This window comes from Arthrobacter sp. OV608 (assembly GCA_900110595.1).
GTDB lineage: Bacteria > Actinomycetota > Actinomycetes > Actinomycetales > Micrococcaceae > Arthrobacter.
Window position 1 is genome coordinate 69413 of sequence record FOEZ01000015.1, and the last position, 26230, is coordinate 95642.

The following is a 26230-nucleotide window of genomic DNA, read 5'->3' on the forward strand; positions in this document are numbered from 1 at the left end:
CCGGCCGGAATCTCCGGCCCGCCGCCCATGCCCGGCTGGTTGTTGGCCGGGTCAGTCACGGTTCAGGACCTTGGTCACGATCACCAGGGCTGCGGCAACTGTCTGGTCGAAGTCGAGGTCCGAGGAGTCCAGGGTGACCACGCCCGAGGCTGCCTGCGTGAAGTTGACCACGGTGGAGTCCTTGGCGTCGCGGTGGGTCACCTGCGCGGCCAGCTGTTCGGCGTCCTGCGTTCCGCCAAGCTGGATGCCGCGGCGGCGAAGCCGGGCTTCCTCGCTGGCTGTGAGCAGCATCCGCACCTCTGCGCCGGGCGCGACGACGGTGGTGATGTCCCTGCCTTCCACCACCATGCGGCGGTGGTGCTTTTCAATCAGGGCCCGCTGCCGCCGGATGAGCTCCGTCCTGGCACCAAGGGTGGTGGCCACGGCGCTGACTGCCGAAGAGATGGCGGGTTCCCGGATGGCGTCGGTGACGTCCACGCCGTCAACCCGGACGTACTCCTCGTTCGGGCTGGTGCTCAGGTCCAGGACCAGGTCGCGGGAGGCCTGCTCCACGGAAGCGGCGTCGTCGAGGTCAATGCCGTGGGTGACGCAGTGCCAGGTGAGTGCACGGTACATCGCACCGGTATCGAGGTAGGCGAGGCGGAGCCTGCGGGCCACTTCCTTGCTGACGCTGGACTTGCCCGAGCCGGACGGCCCGTCGATGGCAACCACCAGCGGCCTGCCGACGCGGAGCGCCGGCAGGGTGTCAAGAAGTTCCTGTGTCATTACTGAAGTACCCGCCATCCGCGGTCGTTTAAAGCTTCGATCAGGTGGTCATGCTTGTTGGGCAACACTGACAATTCCACCATGCCCACGTTCTGTCCGGACGAATGGTCCAGCCGCAAGTCCTCAACGTTGACGCCGATCTCACCAATCTCGGTCAGGAGCTGCGCGATCTGTCCCGGCTTGTCGTCCACCAGGACGGTCAGCCAGGAGTACGCCTGCGGAGGCCCGCCGTGCTTGCCCGGAATCCGGGCCTGTCCGGCATTGCCTTCGCTGATCAGCTGCGCGAGGTCCAGGCGGGCACCTGGAGCCGCCGGCTGTTCCAGCGTTCCGATCAGCCGGTTGAGGTCCTCGCGCACGCCGTAAAGGATCTCGACCACCTTCGCCGCATTGCCGCCGAGGATCTGCACCCAGAGGGTGGGATCGCTGGCAGCAATGCGGGTAACGTCCCGCAGGCCGTTTCCCGCAAGGGAGAGCGCGTGCAGCGGCGTACCCTGAAGCCGGCTGGCCAAAAGCGAGGACATCACCTGGGGCAGGTGCGAGACCAGCGCGACGGCTTCATCGTGCTCGTCGGCCGTGAACTGGGAGACGACTGCTCCGAGGTCGGCGGCCAGCGAGCGGGCCACCTGGAGCGCGGCACCTGAAGTCTCTTCAGACGGGCACACCACCCACGGCATCGAGGTGAAGAGCTCCCCGCGGGCGGCTACCGGGCCGGATTTCTCCCGTCCGGCCATGGGATGGGTGCCCACGTAGCGCGACAGGTCCACGCCGCGGCTGCGCAGGGCCGAGAGGATTCCCGCCTTGACGCTGGCAATATCCACCACCACGGATCCGGGGTAATCAGCCAGCGCCTTCGCCACAACATCAGCCGTGACATCCGGCGGGGCGGCAACCACCACCAGCTGCGGCGTCTGACCTGCCAACGCAGCCAGAGGCTGCCCCGCCCCGATGTCCACCGCAACCGCCTCGTTGGTGGGCGAGGGATCGGAGAGGTACACCGGGACCCCGCGGCCGCGAAGGCCCAGACCGATGCTCGTCCCCAGCAGCCCTGTGCCCAGGACCACCACCGGACCGTCCAGGTGCCCGCGGCCCTGGCTCTGGAAAGCGGACATGGTCAGAGTCCTACGGATGCCAGCAGGTGGCCGACTTCCTGCTTGCCAAGGTTGCGGATGCTGCCCTGGCGCTGGTCGCCCAGGCCGATGGGTCCCACCTTGACGCGGACCAGCCGCAGGACCGGGAATCCGACGGCGTCGAACAGGCGGCGGACGATCCGGTTCTTGCCGGAGTGCAGCACTACCTCGATCAGCACGTGCCCGGGGGTGGAGTCCACGAGCTTGAAGGAGTCGACGTTCGCAAAACCGTCCTCCAGTTCCACACCCTGCTTAAGCTGGCTACCGATCCCCTGCGGGAACGGGCCGCGGACCTGGACCAGGTACGTCTTGGGAACCTCGTAGGACGGGTGGGTCAGGCGGTTGGCCAGCTCGCCGTCGTTCGTCAGCAGGAGCAGCCCCTCGGTGGCGACGTCCAGCCGGCCCACGTGGAAGAGCCGTTCGCCGTGCTGGTTCCGGAGGAAGTCACTGATGCAGGGCCGGCCCTCGGGGTCCTCCATGGTGGAGACGACGCCCTTGGGCTTGTTGAACACCATGTAGACCATGTTTTCGTCCAGCTGGATCCGGATGCCGTCCACGTGGATGACGGCGGTTTTCGGATCGACGCGGACACCGAGTTCGGTGACCACCTGGCCGTCCACTTCCACCCGGCCTTCCGCAATCATCTCTTCGCAGACGCGCCGCGAGGCCACACCGGCGGACGCCATCACTTTTTGCAGGCGCACGCCGTCGGCATCGTGGAGTTCGGACTGGGGAACGTCGCCGCGCGGGCCTTTCTTGCGTGACGGCTTGCGGATCGGCCCGAGGTTCTGGCCGAAGCGTTCGCTGCCGAAGGCGCGTGAGGCGGCTGCCCCGGGGGCGCCGGTCCGTGGCTTCTGCTTGGGTGCGCCGGGCGTTCCGGGCGCCTTCTTGGCTCCGGGCTTGCGCGCGGCCGGCTTCCGGGAAGAAGGCTTGGCAGCCCTTGGTTCCGGGGCTCCCCCGCCTGTCCGGGCGTCCGGCGCCTGATCCGGATCGATGAAGCGCTCCTCGCGCGGCTTGGGTGCGCGGTGCGGGCGGTCGCTGCCGAATCCGGTGCCGCGCTTGGCTGAACCGCCGCGGAAGCCGCCGGCTGAAGCGCCGCCTTGGGAGCTGTTGCGTCCCGGTGTGTTGTTGTGTCCGGAGCTGTTGCGTCCCGAACTGTTACGTGGTGAACCCTGGCGTCCCGCCTGTGTCATGACCCGTCCTTCGATATGTTGACCGGCAAGGTGTCCACAGACAACCCTAACCAGCCGTGCAGAAATAATCTGCCCTTGTAAATACTCGTGCTGCAGCCAGGGATGGTCCCTGCCTACGTTATTTCGGCGTCGTAAAACTCCGCGATCCCGTCCAGCCCCGGGAGGTGCGGGGACAGCTGCGGCAGCTCGGCAACTGAACTGATTCCCATCCGTTCCAGGAAGTACGACGTAGTCCGGTAGAGGATGGCGCCGGACTCGGGATCCGTTCCCGTGTCCTCGATCAGCCCGCGCTGGGCGAGTGTCCGTACGACGGAGTCGACATTAACTCCCCTGATTGCGGACACCCTGGCCCTGGAGACCGGCTGGCGGTAGGCGATCACTGCGAGCGTTTCCAGGGCGGCCTGGGTGAGCCTGGCCGTCTGCCCCTCCAGCACGTATTTGCCCACGATGTGGGCGAATTCAGCACGGGAGTAGATCCGCCAGCCACCGGCGACTTTCCGCAATTCAAAACCCCGGGGGCTGGAGCCGAAACCAGCTGGGCTGGCTGAATCCATATCCGGGGCGTTAACAGTATAGCCGCTATACTCCCGCTGGAGTTCAGCCAGCAGGGCGCTCACCGCATCAACGGTCAGCTCCAGTCCCGCGGCCAGCTCCTCTTCTGTGGCGGGCTCGTCGATGACCATCAGCACGGCCTCGAGGGCCGCTTTGGCGCCGCCGGGAAGGCTGTTGACGTCCGGCTCCCCCTGGGCTGCGCCATTGGTTGGTTGTTGGGTCACAATTGCTCCTCAAATTCCTCGCTCAGGTTTTCCGCGGACCAGTCGCCGCTCCCGGCCGTCCAGTGCACGGCAAGGTCTCCCAAGGGCGACAGCTGGTCGAAGGACACCGCCTTGTCCCTGAACAGTTCCAGGAGGGCAAGGAACCTGGCCACCACCACCAGGGTGGAGTCGGCGTCGGCAATCAGGGCCGGGAACGTCAGTGGCGACTCGAGCTGCAGGCGCAGCCCGACGATTTCAGCCTGCTCCTTGACGCTGACGGTACCGCCGTGAAGGTGGGCCAGCCCCACTTCCGTGGGCGGTGGAGCCTTCGGCCGCATGGCCGCCTCCGCCAAACGGGCGAACTGCCCGGGCGTGTGTTTCCAGACCAGTTCGGGGAGCATCGCGGCGAAGTGTCCTTCCAGCGCCACCTGCCGGGGAAAGCGCTGGGCTTCCTGGTGGAGGGTTTCGCCAAGGATGCCGGCCACCTGCTTGAAGGCTTTGTACTGCAGCAGGCGGGCGAAGAGCAGATCCCTGGCTTCCAGCAGCGCAATGTCTTCGTCGTTGTCCACCTCGCCGGCAGGCAGGAGCCGGGCAGCTTTGAGGTCCAGGAGCGTCGCCGCGATCACCAGGAATTCGCTGGCCTCGTCGAGGGCCCACTCTTCGCCCAGCTTCTGCAGGTTCCGGATGTACTTGATGAACTCGTCGGTCACGGTGGCGATGGCCACCTCGGTGATGTCCAGCTGGTGTTTGGCAATCAGACCCAGGAGGAGGTCGAACGGACCCGTGAAGTTGGCCAGCCGCACCTCAAAGCCGGGCTTGGTTTCGGCCACGGCGTGGCTAGGGTGCGCCGCCGCGCGAAATCAGTTCCTTGGCCAGCCTGCGGTAGGCGTCGGCCCCCACATGGGTGGCGGCGTAGATCGTGATGGGTTCGGCGGCCACGGTGGCATCGGCGAACTTGATGGAGCGTTTGATGACGGTTTCGAAGACCTTGTCCCCGAAGGCTTCCACCAGGCGGGCGATCACTTCGCGGCTGTGCAGCGTGCGGGCGTCGTACATGGTGGCCAGCACGCCGTCCACCTGCAGGCGGGGGTTGAGCCGGTCCTGGACTTTGTCGATGGTTTCCACCAGCAGCGCCACGGCACGGAGGGCAAAAAACTCGCAGATCAGCGGGATGATGACGCCATGCGCTGCCGTGAGGGCGTTGACGGTGAGGAGTCCGAGCGACGGCTGGCAGTCGATGAGGACGACGTCGTAGTCGTCTTCGACCTTCTTGAGGGCACGGTCCAGCACCTGCTCGCGTGCCACCTCGTTGACCAGCTGCACTTCGGCTGCCGAGAGGTCGATGTTTGCCGGCAGCAGGTCGACGTTCTCCACGCCGGTCCGGTGGATGGCGTCCCGGATGTTTACTTTGCGGTCCATCAGGACGTTGTAGACCGTGAGGTCCAGTTCGTGCGGGTTCACGCCAAGGCCGGCGGACAGGGCGCCCTGGGGATCGAAGTCCACCAGGAGCACACGACGGCCGTATTCAGCCAGCGCTGCCGCGAGGTTGATGGTGGAGGTGGTCTTGCCGACGCCGCCTTTTTGGTTAACCATGGCGATGACGCGGGCCGGACCGTGGGAGGACAGCGGCGCGGGTTCCGGGAACTCGCGGTATGGGCGCCCGGTGGGCCCCATCACCGCGTCTTCCAGGTCGAATTCCGTGCCCTCCAGAGTTGCTGAACCCTGTTCGCTGCTCACGTATCTATCCACACTTTCGATGACGGTGATTTCCTGCCGCTGGATGGCCAGCAACGCTCCTGCTTCTTCCCAAGGTTACAGCGCCCGACACGGTATTCGAGGCAACTTGACTTTCCGCGGATGTTGAGCCTTTACCCTCTAGCTGAGGTAGAAGGTTGCTGCCCGGGCACGCAGAAAACCGCCCCCACAGGAGTGCTGCGGGGGCGGTTTTGCGACAGCTGCGGAGGGCTAGGCCTTCGCGGCCTCCCGTGCACCTTCTTCCTTCGGTGCCATCTCGCCATGGTGGTGGGCCATCATGGTTGCCTCGTCAAACGGCTCTTGGCCTGAGAGGACCCGGCCGACCTGGCCGCCGTCGATCTCCTTGACCCAGGTGCCGATCAGGATGGTTGCCACGGCGTTGCCGGTGAAGTTGGTCAGGGCGCGGGCCTCGGACATGAACCGGTCGATGCCCACAATCATGCCCACGCCGCCGAGCAGTTCGGGCTTGTGTGCCTGCAGGCCGGCAGCGAGTGTTGCCAGGCCGGCACCGGTGACGCCGGCAGCACCCTTGGAGGCGATGATCATAAAGATCAGGAGGGAGATCTGGGCGCCCAGGTCCAGCGGGGTGCCCATGGCATTGGCAACGAAGAGGGATGCCATGGTCAGGTAGATGGCCGTGCCGTCAAGGTTGAAGGAGTAGCCGGTGGGGACCGTCACGCCGACGACGGGCTTGGAGACGCCGAGGTGTTCCATCTTCGCGATCAGGCGGGGCAGTGCCGCCTCAGAGGAGGACGTGGAGAAGATGAGCAGGTATTCGCGGGCCAGGTACTTCATGAGCTTGAAGATGTTGACGCCGGATACCACCTGGAGCAGGCCGCCGAGGATGACCACGATGAACAGGGCGCAGGTGATGTAGAAGGCAAGCATCAGGGTGAACATGCTGATGATGGCCTGGAATCCGGTGGCGCCGACCACCGCGGCGATGGCACCGAAGGCACCTACCGGGGCGAGCCACATGATCATGATGAGGATGCGGAACACGAGGGCCTGGCCGTGGCCGATGGCCTTCAGGATCGGTGCGCCCTGCGGTCCCATCTTCTGCAGTGCAAAACCGACGAGGATGGCAGCAAGGAGGGTGGGCAGGACGGGTATGTCACTGGGGATGATGCCGAGCAGGAAGTCCACGGTGCTGTCCGTGGCGGCCTTCTTGTTGGGATCGTAAGGGGTCAGCTTGAGGCCCTCACCGGGGTGGATGATGTTGCCCACCACCAGGCCGATGGCCAGGGCGAAGGTGGACATGATGACGAAGTAGAGCAGGGCCAGGCCGCCTACCTTGCCCACCGTGGCGGCCTTTGCGATGGAACCGATGCCCAGGACGATGGTGCAGAAGATGATGGGGGCGATCATCATCTTGATGAGCTTGATGAATCCGTCGCCGAGCGGCTTGAGGGATTTGCCCACCTCAGGGAACAGCAGGCCGACGACGGCGCCCAGGATCACGGCGACGATGACGGCGATATAGAGGTAATGCGATTTGTCCAGGCCCTTGCGCGGCGTCTTCACGCTGTCAAGCGACTCTCCTCGTTGAGAAGCCATGATGTGTCTCCTTTGGATAATCTGGTAGACGCTGCGGCACAGTCTCTGGGCCCACGTCCTCCGGTGTGATATCCATCATTGGGCAGGTGGTGACCCAGCTCACCGTTGCGTTCATATTGGTCGTGACGCAGTTCGGCCGGGGCGAAGTTAATCGGTTGGGGAAAGGTACGAATGATCCACCGCTGGAGTATCGCCCGCCGGCTCTTCGTGGCGAACCTGCTGATTGTGGTGTCGTTCATCGCGATCGTTGGCACCGCCACGTTTATCGATGCCCGGGACCGCACGTATGAGGAAGCCGGGCGCCGGATGACCGGTGTTGCTGCGGCGGTCGCCGCCAACCCCCTGGTCCTCCAGGCCGCGGACACCGCCAACCCCTCGGCTCTGCTGCAGCCCTACGCCCTCAACGTGATGGCCGGATCGGGTGCCGACTTCGTGACGATTATGGCCCCGGACCGGACGCGGTGGACGCATCCCCGGAACGAGGAACTCGGCCGGCCCTACATCGGGTCCATCGACGCCGCACTGCGTGGCGAGACATTCACCGAAGTTACCGCCGGAACGCTGGGGCCCTCGGTGCGCACCATAGCGCCGGTGAAGGATGCGGCCGGGAACGTGAAAGCACTGGTGGCCGCGGGCGTCACGGTCCGGAGCGTGGATGTTGCCCTGTCCGGCCGGCTGCCCGCCCTGGTGGCCATCGGACTGGCCCTGCTGGTGGGCGGCTCGCTGGCCTCGTGGCTGCTGGGCCGGTACCTCCGTCGGGTCACGCGGGGCTGGGGACCTGAACAGTTGGCCCAGCTGTTCGCCTACTACGAGTCGGTGCTGCATTCGGTGCGGGAGGGACTGATCCTGATCGACACCAAGGGCCACGTGGTGATGTATAACGACCAGGCGGCCGAACTGCTGGGCCTGGACAGTCCCGGCAGCAAGGACCCCACCCGGCCGCCGTCACTGTCCGAGCTGCCCCTTGATGAAGGGCTCCGGACACTGTTCGCGTCGGGCCGCAGCGCCAAGGACGAGACTGTCCTGACCGGCTCACGCATCCTGGTGGTGAACCAGGGACCGGCAAAGGGGCCCGAGGTGTCCGCCAGCCGCGGCAAGACCCCTGTCTACGGGACTGTGGCCACCCTGCGGGACAGGACGGAAATTGAAGCCCTCGGCAGCGAGCTGGAAACCATGCGCACGCTCTCTGACGCACTCCGCGCGCAGACCCACGAACACGCAAACCGGCTGCACACCATGGTTTCGCTGCTGGAGCTGGGGCGCACCCAGGAGGCCCTGTCCTTCGCAACGAAGGACCTCGAACTCAGCCAGCAGCTCACAGATGACATGGTCAGTTCGGTGGACGAGCCGGTGCTTGGTGCCCTGGTGATGGGCAAAGTGGCCGAGGCGCACGAACGGGGCGTACAGCTGGACGTGTCCGCGCTTGGCTCGGCGAGCGTGGCGGGGATTGCCGTGCAGGACCTGGTAACCATTCTTGGCAACCTGCTGGACAATGCCATGGATGCAGCGGCCGACGGACCGGCCCCCCGGCAGGTGGAACTGACGGTGGAGGCCGATGAGGAAGGCCTGGACATCACCGTGCACGATTCAGGCCCCGCCATCGAGCCTGCTGCCGCAGACAATCTGCTACGGCATGGCTTCAGCACCAAGCCCGCCGGCCAGGGCGGACGGGGCATCGGCCTGGCGCTGGTCCGCCAGGCTGTGCACCGCCTGGGGGGTACCCTGACAATCAATGGCCGGCGTGGTGCCAAGTTCGAAGTTTTCCTCCCCGCCGCGGCGCCGGCAAAGAAGGAGCACAAAGCGTGAGCAACATCCGGGTCCTCGTGGTGGAGGATGAGGCTATCGCGGCCGCCGCACACGCGGCCTACGTGGGGCGGCTGGCGGGCTTCGAGCTGGCCGGCACTGCCCCGGACGGACATTCCGCCCTGCGGCTGCTCAACGAGTTCGTCGCGGCCGGCAACCCGGTGGAGCTTGTCCTGCTGGACATGAACCTTCCTGACCTCCACGGCCTGGACATCGCCCGCCGCATGCGGGCGTCCGGGATCCTCGCCGACATCATCGCCATCACCGCCGTCCGCGAACTGGCCATCGTGCGAAGCGCCGTGGCCATTGGCGTTGTCCAGTATTTGATCAAGCCGTTCACCTACGCCACCTTCGCGGACAAGCTGGAGAGCTACCGCCAGTTCCGGCAGCAGCTGGCAGGCCCGCCTGGGGGTTCCGGAAAGGCAGGAGCTTCCCAGACGGACGTGGACCAGGCGTTCGCCAGCCTGCGGGCGCCCTCCGAACTGCCCTTGCCGAAGGGGCTTTCGGTGTCAACCCTGGCGTCCGTCCAGGAGTTTATGAAGGAGCAGCAGGGTGCCGTATCCGCCACGGAAGTCATGGACGCCCTGGGCATGTCCCGCGTCACCGCCCGCCGCTACCTGGAGTACCTTGCGGACGCCGGAACGGTGTCCAGGACTGCCCGTTACGGCACTCCGGGCCGGCCGGAAAACGAATACCGGTGGGCAGCACGATGATTGCGCCTGCCGCGGTGCGGTGATTGGGTCTGGCCGCGCCCGCTGATTGAGCCTGTCAGCGACCGGTGATTGAGCCTGTCGAAATCCCACCTTCGGAGCATGTATACAGCCAGGGCTTTTTTCATCTAAATATTCGCCTAACGCTGCTTTTTTAGCTTTCCTTGTATACACTGACGGTATCAACGAAGGGACAACCAGTGCGAGCCAGCGACCGCGCCTACACCGCACTCCGCGATGACATCGTCCAGTGGCGGCTCCAGCCGGGCACTTTGCTGGCCGAGGTGGAACAGGCGGAGCGGCTCGGCGTCTCACGCACTCCACTCCGGGAGGCGCTGGGCCGCCTGGCGGCAGAAGGGCTGACGACGGCGGCAGGCGGCCGCGGCGTCGTCGTCACCGACATCTCGCTGGAGGATATCGACGAACTGTTCGAACTGCGCGAGACGCTCGAAGGCAAGGCTGCGGCGCTGGCGGCGCAACGGGGCGATGCCGGTACCTTCCGGACACTTGAGGCGGATTTCCGGGCGGCGCCTTCGCTGATCAGCAACAGCGCACCCGCTTTGGAGGACTACTACCTGCTCGTGGAACGGCTGGACTCGGCCCTTGACACCGCCATCTCCAATTCCTACCTTGCCCAGGCGATGCGGAGCCTCCGGGTCCACCTGGTCCGCATCCGCCGCATGGCTGCCGACGATGCCGCCCGGCTGACCGCTGCAGCAGCCGAACATGCCGCCATCGCCGAGGCCATCGCCATCGGCAACCCGGGACTGGCGCAGGCGGCCACCACCCTGCATCTGCACCGCAGCCTGTCCCACATCAAAGCAACCCACACACCCCGCTAGAAGGAGCCCCATGGTCAAGGAACACCACGTCCGCGTCTACAAGAGCGAAGAGAACCTGCCCCGCGAGGACCAGCTGGCCCACAAGATCGCCACGGTTGCCGCCGACCCGGTGGAGGTCACCGGCGACGTGACGGAGATGGTGATCAACCGGATCATCGACAACGCTTCGGTTGCCATTGCCTCGCTGAACCGGGCGCCGATCGTGGCGGCCCGCGCCCAGGCACTGGCCCATGGTCCGAGCACGGGCGGGAAGGGTGCCAAGGTCTTCGGCATCGGCGAACGGGTCTCCCCCGAATGGGCGGCCTGGGCCAACGGGGTGGCAGTGCGGGAACTGGACTACCACGACACCTTCCTCGCTGCGGACTACTCCCACCCGGGCGACAACATCCCGCCGATCCTGGCCGTGGCCCAGCATGTGGGTTCCAGTGGCCGGGATCTGATCCGGGGAATTGCCACCGGGTATGAGATTCAGGTGAACCTGGTCAAGGCGATCTGCCTGCACAAGCACAAGATCGATCACGTCGCCCACCTCGGCCCGTCCGCCGCGGCCGGCATCGGCACCCTCCTGGGCCTCGACGTCGAGACGATCTTCCAGTCCGTGGGCCAGGCGCTGCACACCACCACCGCCACGCGCCAGTCCCGCAAGGGCGAGATCTCCACCTGGAAGGCCCACGCCCCCGCCTTTGCCGGGAAGATGGCCGTGGAAGCCGCCGACCGGGCTATGCGCGGGCAGACCTCGCCCGTGCCGATCTATGAAGGCGAGGACGGGGTGATCGCCTGGATGCTGGACGGCCCGGAGGCGTCCTACCAGGTCCCGCTCCCCACTCCCGGGGAGGCCAAGCGCGCCATTCTGGACACCTACACGAAGGAACACTCCGCCGAGTACCAGGCCCAGGCCTGGATCGACCTCGCCCGCAAACTCCACCGCGAACACCCCGAGGCCACCGACCCGGCCAACGTGAAATCCGTGCTGATCAAAACCAGCCACCACACCCACTACGTCATCGGCTCCGGCGCCAACGACCCCCAGAAATACGACCCCACCGCATCGCGGGAAACGCTGGACCACTCCATCCCCTACATCTTCACCGTCGCGTTGCAGGACGGGGCCTGGCACCACGTGGACTCCTACTCCCCCGAACGCGCCGCCCGGCCGGATACGGTGGACCTGTGGCAAAAGGTGTCCACCGAGGAAGACCCGGAATGGACCCGCCGCTACCACTCCCTGGACATTTCGGAGAAGGCCTTCGGCGGGTCCGTGGAGATCACACTTACCGACGGCACCGTCATCAAGGACGAGATCGCCGTCGCCGACGCGCACCCGCTCGGCGCCCGCCCATTCGGCCGGGAGCAGTACATCCACAAGTTCCGCACCCTGGCCGCCGGCCTCGTGGAGGAGGCCGAAATTGAACGGTTCCTTGCCGCCGTCGAACGCCTCGCCGAACTCGGCCCCGGTGAGCTGGACCAGCTGAACATCACCGCCGCCCCCGGGGTCATCGACCTGGACGCCGCACCCAAGGGACTGTTCTAGATGCTCTACTCCAAAGTCACCCCCGAACAGAAGCGCATCCGGTTCCGCGAGCTCCTCGCCTCCGGGACCATCGCCCAGTTCCCCGGGGCGTTCAACCCGCTCTCGGCCCGGCTGATCGAGGAGAAAGGTTTCGCCGGGGTCTACATCTCCGGGGCGGTCCTGGCCAACGACCTCGGCCTGCCGGACATCGGACTGACCACCCTCACGGAGGTGGCCACCAGGGCCGGGCAGATCGCCCGCATGACGGACCTCCCCGCGATCGTGGACGCCGACACCGGCTTCGGCGAACCCATGAACGTCGCCCGCACCGTCCAGGAAATCGAAAACGCCGGCCTGGCCGGCCTGCACATCGAGGACCAGTTCAACCCCAAACGCTGCGGCCACCTCGACGGCAAAAACGTCGTGGACCTCGACACCGCCACCAAACGCATCCGCGCCGCCGCAGACGCCCGCCGCGACCCCAACTTCCTCATCATGGCCCGCACCGACATCCGCGCCGTGGAAGGACTCCAAGCAGCACAGGACCGGGCACGTGCACTCGTGGACGCCGGGGCAGACGCCATCTTCCCCGAAGCCATGGCCACATTGGAAGAATTCAAGGCGATCCGCGACGCCGTGGACGTGCCCATCCTGGCCAACATGACCGAATTCGGCAAAAGCGACCTCTTCACCACCGAACAGCTCCAGGGCGTCGGAGTGAACATGGTGATATATCCGGTGACCCTTCTCCGTAGTGCCATGGGCGCTGCCGAGCGTACGCTGGAATCGATTAGGGCTGAGGGCACGCAGGAGGCGCAGGTCGGCAGCATGCTGACCCGCGCACGCCTCTACGATCTCGTTGACTACGAAGGCTACAACCGCTTCGACAGCGGAGTGTTCAATTTCCGGGTCCCCGGGGAGTAGGAAAGCTGCACCGGGTACCGCTGGTGCAACAGGCGACAGGAACGAAGGAGTTTCAGCATGGCTGAAGTGGACATCAAAAAGGGCCTGGACGGCGTCGTGGTGGATTACACGTCCGTCTCGAAGGTCAACCCGGACACCAACTCCCTGCTGTACAGGGGCTATCCTGTCCAGGAGCTCGCGGCCAGGTGCAGCTTCGAGGAGGTGGCCTACCTGCTCTGGAACGGCGAGCTGCCCAGCCAGGAGCAACTGACGGAGTTTACTGCACGCGAGCGGGCCGGGCGGGCCCTGGATCCGGTGGTCAAGCAGGTGATCGATGCGCTGCCGGAGACGTCCCACCCCATGGATGTGTGCCGGACGGCGGCGTCGGTGATGGGCGCGCGGCACGCCCTGGCCGAGGATGCGTCCCGCGAAGCCAACATGACCAAAGCCATCGACCTGTTTGCTGCCATGCCGGCCGTCGTGGCGTACGACCAGCGGCGCCGGCACGGGCAGGGCGTCGTCGAGCCTCGTGAGGACCTTGGCTATTCGGCGAACTTCCTGTGGATGACGTTCGGCGAGGAACAGGTGCCGGAGGTGGTGGAGGCGTTCAACGTGTCAATGATCCTCTATGCCGAGCACTCCTTTAACGCCTCCACGTTCACCGCCCGCGTCATCACTTCCACCCTCTCGGATCTCCATTCGGCGGTCACCGGTGCCATTGGTGCCTTGAAAGGGCCGCTGCACGGCGGTGCGAACGAAGCCGTGATGCACACGTTCGACGAGATCGGCATCCGCCCGCAGGAGTCCCTTGAGGAAGCGGCGGCCCGGGCCAAGGCCTGGATGGAAAACGCGCTGGCGCAGAAGAAGAAAGTGATGGGGTTCGGCCACCGGGTCTACAAGCACGGCGACTCGCGGGTGCCCACCATGAAGGCCGCCCTGGACAAGATGATCGCCCACTACGGCCGCCCCGAACTCCTGGGCCTCTACAACGGCCTGGAGCAGGCCATGGAAGAGGCCAAAGCCATCAAGCCCAACCTCGACTACCCCGCCGGCCCCACTTACCACCTCATGGGATTCGACACAGCAACGTTTACTCCCCTGTTTGTGGCCAGCCGCATTACCGGGTGGACAGCACACATCATGGAGCAGTTGGACGCCAACTCCCTGATCCGCCCGCTGAGCGAGTACGTCGGCCCGGAGGAGCGGCACCTTCCGTAGGGCGGGCTTTCACTGGAAGTACGACGGCGGCGCGGGTCACCTTGAGGTGACCAGCCCGCCGTCGGCACTTAACGGTCGGGAGACGGCGGCTTGGGGCAGGAGGGTCAGGGCAGGAGGCTTAAGGCAGGAGGCTTTCCGAGGACGCAACACCTTCGTTGTCGCTGTCCATGGTGACCACGATGTTGACCCTGCCGCCTTCCAGGACCACGGGCAGCCAGTGATCGGCGTCCTGCCACATCCGGTCCACAGGGAGGGTATCCACGGGGAACCACCCGGGGAGGATCTCGTCGCTTTCCGCCGGTTCACCCTGCCAGGTCCGGGCAGTGAAGAGGCGCGTGTGCATGTCCCAGGCGGGACGGGCGGGGAAGACGAACTGCACCACGCCCGCGTCTGCGAGGTCTTCCTGCCGCACCACCACGCCGGTTTCCTCCAGGACCTCGCGGACCACGGCTTCGGCGTCAGTCTCGCCGGGTTCCACGTGCCCCCCGATGCCCACCACCTTGCCAAGGCCAAACCCGGTCCGTTTGAGTCCCAGCAGCACCTCCGGGCCCGAATCCCCGTCGCGGAGCAGGAAACAGAGAGTAACCCGTGCTGCAGTCATGCGCTCAAGCCTATGGGGTCCCGGAGTTGTCCGCGAGGAAGCGCCAGGGGGCGTCGGAATATGCCAAGCTCTACCTGTGACTCCCGAAACTGCCCACGGGATACGGCCGGCCCGCATCTCGGCCGTTGACGCCCGCCTGCCGGAGTGGCTGGTGCGCAATCCCTTGTACTGGGGCTGGGCGTGGGCCTGTTTCTGGACACTGCTGATCGTGGTGGACGAATTCGTGGACCTGGCCGGCTGGACTTGGTATCTGCTGGTGGCCGCGGGGGCACTGCCCTCGCTGCTCAGCACCCTCGCCGTGCTCCACGTGACTCCCCGTCAGCAGGTGAAACCCGCCCGGGAATCGGTGCTGGGCCTGTTCTTCGTGCGTTTCCTGGCGCTGGTTGCCGCATTTATGGTGTGGGCCATCTCGGTAGTGCTCAGTGCGTCCATCTCCACCACCATCCAGGCCCTGGCGGGTGATTCAGAGCGCGAAGTGACCGCCCTGGGTTTCAACCTGATGGCAGCCCTGGTCCCGCTGGTAGTGGCCGTTCTATGGCTGGCGTTTGTTGGCCGCTGCGCCTGGTTCCTGCGGCGGCTGCGCGGCTGGCGGCAGGTCCCCATGTTTTCGCGGGTACCGAAATCGTTCCTCCGTGGCCGCCCACGCCTGCGCCGGGTTGTGATTGGTTTGGCGCATCCGGGTCTGATGTTGCTGGCAGGCATGGGCACCTCCCTGTTGGCTTTCCTGCTGGGCCCGGTGGAACTGACCATCGAAGCGCTGCTCTAGGTGCTTGAAGCGCTGTACAACAAGGACATCGCGGTCCCTGAGCTGCGTCAGCCCAGCGCCCGGGGGTGTGCCGCCGCGTAGATTTCCCGCAGTGTGTCTGCGGTGACCAGTGTGTACACCTGGGTGGTGGTTACTGAGGCGTGGCCCAGCAGTTCCTGGACCACCCGGACGTCCGCGCCGCCTTCGAGCAGGTGCGTGGCGAAGGAGTGCCGGAGTGTGTGCGGTGAGACGTCCTTGGTGATGTTGGCCTTCTCGGCGGCGGCCTTCAGGATGGTCCACGCACTCTGCCGGCTGATCCGGCCACCGCGCGCGTTCAGGAACAACGCCGGTGTGCCCTTGCCTTTGGCCGCCAGCAGGGGGCGGCCGCGGACGAGGTAGGCGTCCAGGGCCCTGGCTCCGTAGGACCCCAGCGGCACCAGCCGCTCCTTGGATCCCTTGCCGAAGAGCCGCACGATGGCCGGTCCGCTTTCCGCCTCTTGGAGGGAGATGTCATCCAGGTCCAGGCCAACGGCTTCGCTGATCCGGGCACCGGTGGAGTAGAGGAACTCCAGCAGGGCGCGGTCCCGCAGGCCTGTGGCGGTATCGGTGCCGGCCGCTTCCAGGATCCGGGTGACTTCGTCCACGCTGATGGCCTTCGGGAGCCGCTTCCCGGGCATTGGCGGGTGGACGTCGCTGGCGGGGTCGGTGGGTGTGAATCCTTCCAGGGCCCAGAACTTGTGCAGGCCCCGCACGGCCACCACGGTCCTGGCCGCGGACCGCACGCCCAGGGCGGTACCGCCGTCGGACCCGTCCGATAAAGCACGCACATATCCGGTGACGTGATGGCGCGTAATGTCCTCCGGCCGGCCGCAGCCTGCGGCGGCAAGGTACCTCGAGTAGCGGGCCAGGTCCCTGCGGTACGCCGCGAGGGTATTGGCGGCCAAACCCCGCTCCACGCCCATGTGCTGGAGGTAGTCGGTGATGGCGCGGTTAATGGCGGTGGGGGCCGCTGCCGGCCGGGTCTCCGCCTCCCCAGCCGGGAGGGCTGTTTCAGCCGAAGGACCAGGGGCCATCAGCGCTGGCTGGGGTGCTCGGGCCAGGGCGCGTCCGCCGGCCGGAGTCCGGAAAATCCGTCAGCGCGAGCAGCCGCGGCGGCAAGGATTCCGACGACGGCGGACGGGTTGTGCAGGCGGCCGGCCAGCACGGACTCCACAGCGTCGTCCAGGTTGATCCAGTGGAACTCGATCTCGGCTTCCTCGTCCGTCCGCTCGTGGCGCTCGTGGTGCGGAACCTCGTTGAGGTCACGGGCCAGGTAGATTCGAATGGCCTCGCTGGAGGAACCGGGTGAATTGAAGACGTCGGCCAGGACGTTCCAGGTGCCGGCGGCGAGGTCCGCCTCTTCGGCGAGTTCGCGGGCCGCGCCCACCTGGAATTCCTCGCCCTCCACGTCCAGCAGCCCGGCCGGGATCTCCCACAGATCCATGCCCACGGGGTGCCGGTACTGCTTGAGGAGGAGGATCTCGCCGTCGCTGTTCATGGGCAGGATGGCAACGGCGCCGGGGTGGTCAATGTAGTCCCTGGTGAGTGCCTCGCCGCTGTCCTGCAGCTGGAAGGTGTCGCTGACTACATCCCAGATCCTGCCTTCGTACACCTTCTCGGTAGACAAAAGACGGCGCGGGCTCGGTGCATCCGAAACCTTTACTACGTGGGTGGCTTCGTGTGTACCGGGCATCGCGCCGTCCTTTACGTCGTGCTGAACTACTTAGCGGCTACCGTACCGGACGGCGCGGCCTCGGCAGCGCCGGCACCCGGGGCGGCGGCCGTGTCGGCGCCCTCCTGGTGGTCCAGTGCTGCCTTCACCAGGCCGGCAAACAGCGGGTGCGGCCGGGTGGGGCGGGAGCTCAGTTCGGGGTGCGCCTGGGTGGCCACGTAGTACGGGTGGACCTCGGCGGGCAGCTCAACGAACTCCACAAGCTTGCCGTCCGGAGACGTGCCCGAGAAGACGAGCCCTTCGGCCGCAATCTGGTCGCGGTACTTGTTGTTCACCTCGTAGCGGTGGCGGTGGCGTTCGCTGACTATGGTCTTGCCGTAGGTTTCGGCGATGACCGAACCGGCGTCGAGCTTGGCTTCGTACAGGCCCAGGCGCATGGTGCCGCCCAGGTCGCCACGGCCCTCGACAAACTCCAGCTGCTCTTCCATGGTGGCGATGACGGGGTACTTGGAATCCGGCTCGAATTCGCTGGAGGACGCGCCTTCCATCCCCACCACGTTGCGGGCGTACTCGATGACCATGCACTGCAGCCCCAGGCAGAGGCCCAGGACCGGCAGCTTGGTTTCGCGGGCGAACTTCAGCGCGCCCAGCTTGCCCTCGAGCCCGCGGATGCCGAAGCCGCCCGGGACGCAGATGGCGTTGACGCCGTCGAGTGCCTTAATCGCGCCCTCGAGGGTTTCGCATTCGTCCGAGGGGACCCAGCGGATCTTGACCTTGGTGTCATTGGCGAACCCGCCGGCGCGCAGTGCCTCAGTGACCGAGAGGTAGGCGTCCGGCAGGTCGATGTACTTGCCAACGAGCGCTATTTCCACGTGGTGCTTGGGGTTGTGGACGGCTTCGAGGAGCTTGTCCCAGCTGGTCCAGTCCACATCCTTGAAGGGGAGGTCCAGGGCGCGCACGATGTAGGAGTCCAGGCCCTGGGTGTGCAGGGTCTTGGGGATGTCGTAGATGCTGGGAGCATCGGCGGCATTGACCACGGCGTCGATGTCGACGTCGCACATCCGGCCGATCTTTTCGCGCATCGCCTCGGGCACTTCGCGGTCCGAGCGGATGACGATCGCTTCGGGCTGGATGCCGATGGAGCGCAGTGCGGCGACCGAGTGCTGCGTGGGCTTGGTCTTCAGCTCCTGGGACGGCCCGATGTACGGAACCAGCGAGACGTGCAGGAAGAAGACGTTGGTCCGGCCGATGTCCTGGCGGACCTGGCGGGCCGATTCGAGGAACGGCTGGGATTCGATGTCGCCAACAGTGCCGCCGATTTCGGTGATGATGACGTCCGGGGCGTTCTTGCCTTCGGCGGGCAGGCGCATGCGGCGCTTGATCTCATCGGTGATGTGCGGGATGACCTGCACGGTGTCGCCGAGGTATTCGCCGCGGCGTTCCTTCGCGATAACCGTGGAGTACACCTGGCCGGTGGTCACGTTGGCCGAGCCTTCGAGGTTTTCGTCGAGGAAGCGCTCGTAGTGTCCGATGTCCAGGTCCGTCTCGGCGCCGTCGTCCGTGACGAAGACTTCGCCGTGCTGGAAGGGGTTCATCGTGCCCGGATCCACATTGAGGTAGGGATCGAGCTTCTGCATAGTTACAGACAGGCCGCGTGCCCGCAGCAGATGACCGAGGCTCGATGCCGTCAGTCCCTTACCGAGCGAGGACGCCACACCACCGGTTACGAAGATGTGTTTGGTCGTCTTGGACGAGCCCGGGAACCGGGAATTTACACGGGAATTTGATCGCTGCACCACGGAATTCGAGCCTATCATCAAATGAGCCTTCCACGGGTCCGGGTAACTGTTTCCCCAAATGATCAAGTCTGCTGGTCCGGCCGTCCGGGAGGCAAGGGGCAGCCCGTTGTCCGGATGCCTCAGCGGGCCGTGTCAGGCCCGCTGTGGCAGCAGTTTCGCGTCGTCCAGCAGCTCCTGCGCGTGCGCCTGCGCGGACTCGGAGTCCTCCTGGCCGGCCAGCATGCGGGCCAGTTCGCGGACGCGCTCAGGGCCGTCGAGGAGGCGGACATCACTCGAGGTGAACCCGGTGGCTGTTTTGCCGTCGGCGCCCCTGACTGACGTTTTGGTGACGGTGATGTGCTGGTCGGCGAAGGCTGCAACCTGGGGCAAGTGCGTGACCACCAGCACCTGCACGTGCCGGGCCAGCATGGCCAGGCGGCGGCCAATCTCGACGGCGGCACGGCCGCCAACCCCCGCATCCACTTCGTCAAAGACAAAGGTGGGAACGGGATCCACGGCGGCCAGCACCACTTCGATGGCCAGCATGACCCGTGAGAGTTCACCGCCGGACGCCCCTTTGCCCAGCGGCCGGGCCGGGGCGCCAGAGTGCGGCTGGAGCAGGAAGCTGATCTCGTCCGCGCCGTGCGGTCCCAGCTGGCCTGTGGGCTCGAGGTTGATCACCAGGGTGGCGTCGGCCATGGCCAGTGCCTTCAGCTCGGCACTGACGCGGGCCGAAAGGTCCTTGGCGGCCTTGGTCCTGATCTTGCTGATGGCAGACGCCTTCTTCTGCAGGTCCGCCTCCGCCTTTGCCACCTCCGCGTCCAGCGTTTCGATCCGGGTTGAATCGTCCTGCAGTTCATCGAAGCGCACCCGGGCATTCTCCGCCCACTCAAGCACTTCGTCGATGGACGGGGCGTACTTGCGGATCAGCTTGGCAAGGACGGCCCGCCGCTCCTCGATTTCGGCCAGGCGTTCCGGCCCCTCCGTGTCCAGGCTGGCCTGGTAGCTGGCGAGGTCGGTAGCGATATCGTTCAGGAGGAAGCCCACTTCGGCCAGCCGGGCTGCCGCGGAACCGAGTTCGGCGTCATGCTCTGCCACATGCTCCAGCGTCCGCTTGGCGGCGTCCACCAGCGTGGTGGCGTCACCTGCTTCACCGAAGTCTTCCGCAATCAGCGCCTGGTGGGCCGTGCTCGCCGCAATCCGCAGCTCCTCCACATTGGCCAGCTTTACCGCCTCCGCCTTCAGGAGCTCGTCCTCCCCCGGCTGCGGATCCACCTCGTCGATTTCCGCGAGGGCAGCCTCCAGGGATTCTGCTTCCCGGAGCCGGTCCCGGGCAGCGCTGCGCAGGGTGTCCAGCTCGGCCTGGCTCGCCTTCCAGTGGTTGTACAGCTCCTGGTAGGCGAACAGCGGACCCGCCAGGGCGTCGCCTGCGAACTTGTCCAGCGCACCCCGCTGTGCCAGGGCACCCTTGAGCCGGATCTGGTCCGACTGGCCGTGCACCACCACCAAGGTTTCGCCGATCTCGGCGAGGACACCTACAGGGGCGGCCCGGCCGCCCAGGAACGCACGGCTGCGTCCGTCCGCACCCAGGCGGCGGGCAAGGATCAGCTCCGCGCCGCCGTCGAACTCTTCAGCCTCCGCACCTGCCTCCAGGGCACGCTGAATGGCTGGATGGCCGGCGTCGAGCTTCAGCACTGCCTCGGCAGTTGCACTCTTGGCGCCGCTCCGGACGGCACCGGCATCAGAGCGGGCGCCCAGGAGAAGGCCGACGGCGGTGACCACCATGGTTTTGCCGGCGCCGGTCTCGCCGGTCACCACGCTCAGCCCGGGGCCCAGCGGCAATGTTGCGTCGGTGATGACGCCCAGATCGCGGATTCTCAGTTCTTCAAGCATGGTTCACTTTGCGGTTGAGGGATCGGGATCGATGTCCGGCTGCCCGCTGCCCGGCACCTGCAGCGGCGGCATTGGACGGGGCGTCCGGACGATGGGAATGGGGCCGGTATGGATTGCGTCAGCCTTGGGGACAGGGCCGCGCCAGCCGTGGATGGGCAGTTCGAACTTGCGCACCAGCCGGGCCGAGAAGGGTGTCTGATGGGTACGGGCCAACCTGACGGGGGTGGCTGATTTGGTAACCTCCACGCGGGCGCCAGGGGGCAGGTCCACCGAGCGCCGCCCGTCACACCAGAGGACTCCCTGGGCATCTGTCCGGCCCAGGACTTCCACGGCAAGGCGTGAGCGCGGGGAGACTACCAGCGGCTTGGCGAAGAGCGCATGGGCGCTGATGGGGACGATGACCAGGGCCTCCACCTCCGGCCAGACCACCGGTCCGCCGGCGGAAAACGCGTAGGCGGTGGAGCCGGTGGGGGTGGCCAGCACGATGCCGTCGCAGCCGAAGGTGGTCAGCGGGCGCTGGTCCACCTCGGTGACCACCTCGAGCATGCGTTCCCGGTTGGCCTTTTCGATCGCTGCCTCGTTCAGCGCCCAGGTGTGCCAGATCTTCTGTCCCCGGACCCAGACCTGGACGTCGATGGTCATGCGCTCTTCCACCGTGTACTCGCGGCTGGCGATCCATTCAACGGTCTGGGCGAGGTCTGCCCGTTCGCTCTCGGCAAGGAAGCCCACATGGCCCAGGTTCACGCCCAGCAGGGGCACGTCCACTTCACGGACCAGCTCTGCCGCGCGGAGGATGGTGCCGTCACCGCCCAGGACCATCACCAGTTCGACGTCGGGCAATTGGACGTGGTCATGGAGCACTTCCACGGGCTGGGCCAGGTGACCAAAGAAGCGTTCCATGTCCGCCAGTTCGGAGTCCTGCATCACCGGGACAATGCCGGAGGCGTGCAGCAAGGCGCAGGCCTCCCAGGCGGCCTTCAGTGATTCCTCGCGGCCGGTGTGGGCGAGGACCAATACGCGCCTGCTCATCAGGTTCCGCTCTCTAGTGGTTGTGCCAGATAGTTCCGAGCAAGGCAGCGGTGGCTGCGTCTCGCTCTTCGATCTTAGGCAACTCTTGGCTCATCCTGCGCTTTATCCACAGGAAGTATTCGACGTTTCCGTCCTGGCCGGGCAGCGGGCTCTGCGCGAGGCCGCGCAGGTCGAGGCCGGCGTCGAGGGCTGCCCGGGCCACTTTCTCCACCGCCATCCGCCGCTCCCGTTCGGAGGTCACCACCCCGGTACGTCCGAGCCGGTCCTTGCCGATCTCGAACTGGGGCTTCACCATCAGCACCAAGTCACCGCCGGGTTCCGTGCATCCCGCCAGTGGCTGGACTACCAGGGTCAGCGAAATAAAGGAAAGGTCAGCCACTGTGAGCGCCGCAGGGCCGCCGATATCCCCGGGCGACATATAGCGCACGTTAAGTCCCTCGTGGACTTCCACGCGGGGATCGTCCCGCAGCTGGGGAACCAGCTGGCCGTGCCCGACGTCGACCGCCACCACGTGCGCGGCCCCTCGCCGCAGCAGGACATCAGTGAAGCCCCCGGTGGAGGCTCCGGCGTCAAGGCACCTCTTCCCGGCGGCCTGCACCTCGGGAAATGCTTCCAGGGCGCCGGCCAGTTTGTGCCCGGCCCGGCTCACATAGGTGTCCTGCTCGTCGTGCTGGACCACCAGGTCCTTGTCCTCGGCGACCTGGAGTGACGCCTTGCCCAGCACCTGGCCGGCGGAGCTGACTTTGCCTTCGGCGATCAGCGATGCCGCGTGGGTGCGGGACCTGGCCAGGCCGCGGGCCACCAGGGCCTGGTCGAGCCGCAGCGGCATCAGGCGCCACCGTCCGAGGGGTGGCTGTTGGCCGGGTCCGGGGTTGTGGGCTTCAAGCTGGCGGGGTCCGTACTTGTGGGCTCCGTATCCAGGGCGGTCCGCAGCTGGTCATGGAGATCGTTGTAGACCGCTTCGTGCCCCGCTACAGGAGTCCCGGGCAATCCGTCCAGGGGTGCCAGGGCCTGCTTGACGAGCGGGTCCGTCACGTCGGCTTGGCTGCCCAGCGGCCAGTCCGGGGAGGGCTGGGCTGCTGCGGATTCGTCAGTGGGGCTCAGCTCAGTCATCCAACCAGTCTAGTGATCCAGCCAGGCCAGTTTCGGTTCCTGTGCGGTGGTGGCGTCCGGAGTGGCCGCCCACCAGGCTGCGCAGGCCGCCCGCCAGGAATCCAGGCTGTCCTGGCTGCCAATGATGCCCACCGCTCCGTTGGCCACGCGTGCGGTGGCTTCACCGCACGTGTAGGTGCCGTCGTCGTGCGTCACCTCGGGGTAGGGGCTGTAGAGCTCCGTCAGGTCATTGATGATGTAGTTGGGCCGTTCGGCAGCGCGGGCAGCAAGGATTGTTTTCCGGGTGTCGACGCCGGTCAGGACAGCCACGGTGGCGAAGCCGGCATTGTTGCCGCCCAGGATGTCGGTGTCCAGCCGGTCCCCCACCACCAGCGGGCGCTCTGCTCCAAGCCGCTTGGCGGCGGAGTGGAACAGCGGGGCTTCGGGTTTTCCTGCCACGCGGGGCGTCTGGCCCGTGGCGGCGGTAACTGCGGCCACCAGCGTTCCGTTGCCGGGCGCGATGCCGCGGGCCTGCGGGATGGACATGTCCGTGTTGGTGGCAACCCACACTGTTCCAGCTGCCACGACGTAGGAGGCCTCAGCGAGTTCCTTCCAGCCGATGGCCGGATTGAAGCCCTGGACTACCGCCACTGGATTCTCGTCCTGGCTGTACACCGGCTCCAGGCCCACGAGTTCGATTTCCTGGGCCAGTGCCGGGCTGCCGGTGATAAGCACCCGGGAACCCGGGGGCAGCTCCGAGGCGAGCATCTCCGCGGCCGCCTGTGAGGAGCTGACCACCTGGTCATCAGCCGCCGGTGCGCCGAGCTCACGGAGGTGGGCCGCCACCTGCGCAGGGGTGCGCGATGCGTTGTTGGTTACGTATCCCAGGCCAACGCCGAGGCCATCCAGCTGGAGGAGTGATTCCACAGCACCGGGGATGGCGTGCGGGCCCGCATACACCACTCCGTCCAGGTCCGCCAGGAGTGCATCGAACCGGGAAATCAGGGTTGCTTCAGTCATCCGTCTTAGTCTTCCCGGCGATCCTGGTGGTCCTCCGGAGCGTTGCCGTCCGGCAGGTCCTCTCCGTCATTGCCCAGCTCGTCGTGGACCGGCTCCCCGTGGCCCAGCTCGTCGGGTTCCACCGAGTCCTGGTCTGATTCGGCGTCGTCTGAAACGAAGAAATCCGCTTCCTGGTCATCGATGCTGGTATCCACGGCTTCTTCAGCGGCAGGCGTTTCTGCTTCCCCGGTGATGGCTGCGCCGTTGGTGGCGGGGGCATCAGCGCCGGTGGATGGCGTTGTGGCTGCACCGGAAGCGCCGGCGGCGCCGGACGCGCTGGACGCGCGGTCCAAAAGGCGTCGCCGCTCGGCTTCCTCGCGGGCTTCCTCTTCCTCGTCCCAGCCAAGGTCGATGATGTCGGGTTCCTCGTCAACGCCCAGGCCCAGCGCGTTTTCAGCCACTACGGCCTGCTTCTGCCACTTCTCGGCCTCGGTGGTCCGGCCCACGGCAGCGAGTGCATCGGCGTAGGCGCGGAAGAGGCGGGGGCTGTAGGAGAAGGCACGGTTGATGTCCAGTTGCGGGATCTCCAGCTCGGCCACTGCGGCGTCCAGCTGGCCAAGATCAGTTCGTGCACCCGCGGCCACAATGGCAAGCTCGACCTTGCCGGGAGCGTCCAGGTCCTGGGCTTCGTCGGACCGGACCACATCGAGCGCACGGTCGGGGCGGCCAAGCCCACGTTCGCAGTCGGCCATGACGGGCAAGTGCACGTTGGAGCCGCTGATCCGGCGGTATGTCCGGAATTCACGAAGTGCCTCGCCGTAGTGGCCCGCTGCGTAGGCCGTGAGGCCCACCGCCTCGCGGACAGCGGCCAGCCTGCCACCGCGCCGGCTGGCGGCCAGGGCGTGCTGGAAGGCCAGCTCCGGCTCGTCGTCGATCAGCCGGCCGGCCATCACCAGGTGGCGGGCGACCCATTCGGCGCTGTTGGCCTCAAGCGTTTTGATCTGGTGCTGGGTGGCGCGGTCAAGTTCCTTGCCCGTGACATCGTCGTCGATCTGGGGGGACCGTTCCCGGTCAGGGCGGTTGGCGCTGCGGAGGTCGCGCACGTTGGGTACGCGGGCGGGGCGTTCTTCCTGCCGGTCGCGGCCGAAAGGGCGGGGGCCGGCGTCGCGGCTCTCTCCGCGACTGGGACCGCGGTCAAAGCTGCGCGGTGCGCGGCGTTCTTCCTGACGGTCACCGCGGTTGGGACGGTCACTCCGGTCGCCAAACGGCTTGCGGTTCTCTCCTCCACTGAAACCGCGGCGTTCACCTTCACCATCGCGGCGCGGACGATCGCCAAACGAACGGTTCTCCCGATCGCCGTTAGGCTTCCGGTCACGGTCACCAAAGGGCTTGCGGTCACGGTCACCGAACGGCTTTCGCTCGCCACCACTGAAACCACGGCGGTCGCCCTCGCCCTCACGCCGCGGACGATCCCCAAACGAACGGTTCTCCCGATCGCCATAAGGCTTACGATCGCCGTCACCGAACGGCTTACGCTCACCCCCACCACTGAAACCACGGCGGTCACCCTCGCCCTCACGGCGCGGACGATCCCCAAAAGGCTTCTTGTCGCGGTCGCCGAAGGGCTTGCGCTCACCGCCACCAAAGCCTCGGCGGTCACCTTCACCATCGCGGCGCGGACGATCACCAAAAGGCTTCTTGTCGCGGTCGCCGAAAGGCTTTCGCTCTCCCCCGCCGGCTGCACGGTTGGAGGAATCGTTGTTGTCCCGACCGGGCCGGGAGCGGAATCCGCGGGGTTCCCCGCCGGAGTTGTTGTGTCCGCGGAACCCGCCGCGGTCATTCCCGCCGCGGTTGCCGCCGTTGTGCTCAGCCATGTGGATTCCTCCTGTTGTGAGCCGACCACTGGCGCAACTGCAGCCGCTCGTATCCGTGTTTCGTTTTCCTACGCAACCCGAAATCAAGCGCTTCGAAGTCCGTACATCTTCATCAATTCTAGTGGAGTTGCTTCCCGGGGCAGGACAGGGCAGCAGCCAGGCAACAGCATCGTGGCCATCTTCACACTTCCCAGGACGCTCGTTACCTTTTTCGTAGCCCTTTCCTGTTGCAGGATGTGGGTGTGCTGGCCTGCTGGTCCCTGGGCATGATTCGGACGCTCTGTTGATGATGATCCTGAGAGTGTTGTCACCTGGGGCTGGTAGGTGCCGGGGAGACCGCTGATAGGGGCAGGACAGTGTGGGAACGTCG

The 26230-nt window shown here is 66.3% G+C and carries 25 protein-coding genes; 8 read left to right on the plus strand and 17 right to left on the minus strand.

The annotated features are described in order from the left end of the window. Positions 1 to 51: 51 nt before the first annotated feature. The 7 genes from cmk to BMX78_RS17435 all read right to left on the minus strand — a co-directional run bounded on the left by cmk (position 52) and on the right by BMX78_RS17435 (position 7152). Positions 52 to 765, minus strand: coding sequence for a (d)CMP kinase (gene cmk, locus BMX78_RS17405; RefSeq protein ID WP_091422034.1), 714 nt, complete (start codon positions 763 to 765; stop codon positions 52 to 54). Then, positions 765 to 1874, minus strand: coding sequence for a prephenate dehydrogenase (locus BMX78_RS17410; protein ID WP_091422036.1), 1110 nt, complete (start codon positions 1872 to 1874; stop codon positions 765 to 767). Before BMX78_RS17410 ends, cmk begins: the two co-directional genes overlap by 1 nt. Before the next feature lie 2 nt (positions 1875 to 1876). Next, the gene (locus BMX78_RS17415; protein WP_091422039.1) at positions 1877 to 3085 is read right to left on the minus strand and encodes a pseudouridine synthase; all 1209 of its coding nucleotides are present in this window, start codon (positions 3083 to 3085) and stop codon (positions 1877 to 1879) included. A 113-nt stretch (positions 3086 to 3198) separates the two neighbouring features. Beyond that, complete coding sequence (gene scpB, locus BMX78_RS17420; protein ID WP_091422043.1) at positions 3199 to 3861, minus strand: SMC-Scp complex subunit ScpB; 663 nt, start codon at positions 3859 to 3861, stop codon at positions 3199 to 3201. Further along, a complete protein-coding gene (locus BMX78_RS17425) occupies positions 3858 to 4670 on the minus strand; it encodes a segregation and condensation protein A (RefSeq protein WP_091422045.1) in 813 nt (270 codons plus the stop codon). Before BMX78_RS17425 ends, scpB begins: the two co-directional genes overlap by 4 nt. A gap of 7 nt (positions 4671 to 4677) precedes the next feature. Further along, on the minus strand, positions 4678 to 5577 hold the full coding sequence (locus BMX78_RS17430) for a ParA family protein (RefSeq protein ID WP_091422093.1): 900 nt from the start codon (positions 5575 to 5577) through the stop codon (positions 4678 to 4680). Positions 5578 to 5805: 228 nt separating this feature from the next. Then, positions 5806 to 7152: a cation:dicarboxylate symporter family transporter gene (locus tag BMX78_RS17435; protein ID WP_091422047.1), complete on the minus strand. Its 1347-nt coding sequence runs from the start codon at positions 7150 to 7152 to the stop codon at positions 5806 to 5808. A 171-nt stretch (positions 7153 to 7323) separates the two neighbouring features. On the opposite strand from BMX78_RS17435, the gene BMX78_RS17440 reads away from it, so the two are divergent. The 6 genes from BMX78_RS17440 to BMX78_RS17465 all read left to right on the plus strand — a co-directional run bounded on the left by BMX78_RS17440 (position 7324) and on the right by BMX78_RS17465 (position 14138). After that, complete coding sequence (locus BMX78_RS17440; protein ID WP_091422050.1) at positions 7324 to 8958, plus strand: sensor histidine kinase; 1635 nt, start codon at positions 7324 to 7326, stop codon at positions 8956 to 8958. Continuing rightward, complete coding sequence (locus BMX78_RS17445) at positions 8955 to 9668, plus strand: response regulator (RefSeq protein WP_091422053.1); 714 nt, start codon at positions 8955 to 8957, stop codon at positions 9666 to 9668. Before BMX78_RS17440 ends, BMX78_RS17445 begins: the two co-directional genes overlap by 4 nt. 197 nt (positions 9669 to 9865) lie before the next feature. Then, positions 9866 to 10507 carry a GntR family transcriptional regulator gene (locus BMX78_RS17450; RefSeq protein WP_091422056.1) on the plus strand — a complete coding sequence of 214 codons (642 nt, stop codon included), beginning with the start codon at positions 9866 to 9868 and terminating at the stop codon, positions 10505 to 10507. Positions 10508 to 10517: 10 nt separating this feature from the next. Continuing rightward, positions 10518 to 12038 carry an MmgE/PrpD family protein gene (locus BMX78_RS17455; protein ID WP_091422058.1) on the plus strand — a complete coding sequence of 507 codons (1521 nt, stop codon included), beginning with the start codon at positions 10518 to 10520 and terminating at the stop codon, positions 12036 to 12038. After that, on the plus strand, positions 12039 to 12941 hold the full coding sequence (prpB, locus tag BMX78_RS17460; RefSeq protein WP_091422061.1) for a methylisocitrate lyase: 903 nt from the start codon (positions 12039 to 12041) through the stop codon (positions 12939 to 12941). It begins immediately after the preceding gene. A 57-nt stretch (positions 12942 to 12998) separates the two neighbouring features. Beyond that, on the plus strand, positions 12999 to 14138 hold the full coding sequence (locus BMX78_RS17465; protein WP_091422064.1) for a bifunctional 2-methylcitrate synthase/citrate synthase: 1140 nt from the start codon (positions 12999 to 13001) through the stop codon (positions 14136 to 14138). Positions 14139 to 14256: 118 nt separating this feature from the next. Here BMX78_RS17465 and BMX78_RS17470 read toward each other — a convergent pair whose 3' ends face one another. Further along, the gene (locus BMX78_RS17470) at positions 14257 to 14739 is read right to left on the minus strand and encodes an 8-oxo-dGTP diphosphatase (RefSeq protein WP_091422066.1); all 483 of its coding nucleotides are present in this window, start codon (positions 14737 to 14739) and stop codon (positions 14257 to 14259) included. 76 nt (positions 14740 to 14815) lie between these two features. On the opposite strand from BMX78_RS17470, the gene BMX78_RS17475 reads away from it, so the two are divergent. Beyond that, positions 14816 to 15505: a hypothetical protein gene (locus tag BMX78_RS17475; RefSeq protein WP_286139105.1), complete on the plus strand. Its 690-nt coding sequence runs from the start codon at positions 14816 to 14818 to the stop codon at positions 15503 to 15505. Between the two features lie 47 nt (positions 15506 to 15552). On the opposite strand, the gene xerD is transcribed toward BMX78_RS17475, so the two are convergent. From xerD to BMX78_RS17520, 9 genes are all read right to left on the minus strand, one after another. Next, positions 15553 to 16557 (minus strand): site-specific tyrosine recombinase XerD, encoded by a 1005-nt coding sequence (gene xerD / locus BMX78_RS17480; protein WP_170850860.1) that lies wholly within the window; start codon positions 16555 to 16557, stop codon positions 15553 to 15555. Then, positions 16557 to 17216 carry an NUDIX domain-containing protein gene (locus BMX78_RS17485; RefSeq protein WP_091422069.1) on the minus strand — a complete coding sequence of 220 codons (660 nt, stop codon included), beginning with the start codon at positions 17214 to 17216 and terminating at the stop codon, positions 16557 to 16559. Before BMX78_RS17485 ends, xerD begins: the two co-directional genes overlap by 1 nt. A 26-nt stretch (positions 17217 to 17242) precedes the next feature. Next, on the minus strand, positions 17243 to 19012 hold the full coding sequence (gene pyrG / locus BMX78_RS17490; protein WP_091422072.1) for a CTP synthase: 1770 nt from the start codon (positions 19010 to 19012) through the stop codon (positions 17243 to 17245). Positions 19013 to 19126: 114 nt separating this feature from the next. Further along, positions 19127 to 20866 (minus strand): DNA repair protein RecN, encoded by a 1740-nt coding sequence (gene recN / locus BMX78_RS17495; RefSeq protein WP_091422073.1) that lies wholly within the window; start codon positions 20864 to 20866, stop codon positions 19127 to 19129. A gap of 3 nt (positions 20867 to 20869) precedes the next feature. Next, entirely contained in the window at positions 20870 to 21895 is a 1026-nt protein-coding gene (locus tag BMX78_RS17500) for an NAD kinase (protein ID WP_091422076.1), read from the minus strand. Positions 21896 to 21908: 13 nt separating this feature from the next. After that, positions 21909 to 22724 carry a TlyA family RNA methyltransferase gene (locus BMX78_RS17505; RefSeq protein ID WP_091422079.1) on the minus strand — a complete coding sequence of 272 codons (816 nt, stop codon included), beginning with the start codon at positions 22722 to 22724 and terminating at the stop codon, positions 21909 to 21911. Continuing rightward, complete coding sequence (locus tag BMX78_RS17510) at positions 22724 to 23008, minus strand: hypothetical protein (protein WP_211482589.1); 285 nt, start codon at positions 23006 to 23008, stop codon at positions 22724 to 22726. Before BMX78_RS17510 ends, BMX78_RS17505 begins: the two co-directional genes overlap by 1 nt. Positions 23009 to 23017: 9 nt before the next feature. Continuing rightward, a complete protein-coding gene (locus BMX78_RS17515; RefSeq protein ID WP_091422081.1) occupies positions 23018 to 24007 on the minus strand; it encodes an HAD-IIA family hydrolase in 990 nt (329 codons plus the stop codon). A 5-nt stretch (positions 24008 to 24012) separates the two neighbouring features. Continuing rightward, positions 24013 to 24936 (minus strand): tetratricopeptide repeat protein, encoded by a 924-nt coding sequence (locus BMX78_RS17520; protein WP_286139106.1) that lies wholly within the window; start codon positions 24934 to 24936, stop codon positions 24013 to 24015. On the opposite strand from BMX78_RS17520, the gene BMX78_RS22845 reads away from it, so the two are divergent. Then, positions 24889 to 26130 (plus strand): hypothetical protein, encoded by a 1242-nt coding sequence (locus BMX78_RS22845; RefSeq protein ID WP_286139107.1) that lies wholly within the window; start codon positions 24889 to 24891, stop codon positions 26128 to 26130. The two genes, BMX78_RS17520 and BMX78_RS22845, sit on opposite strands and share 48 nt — an antisense overlap. Positions 26131 to 26230: the final 100 nt, after the last annotated feature.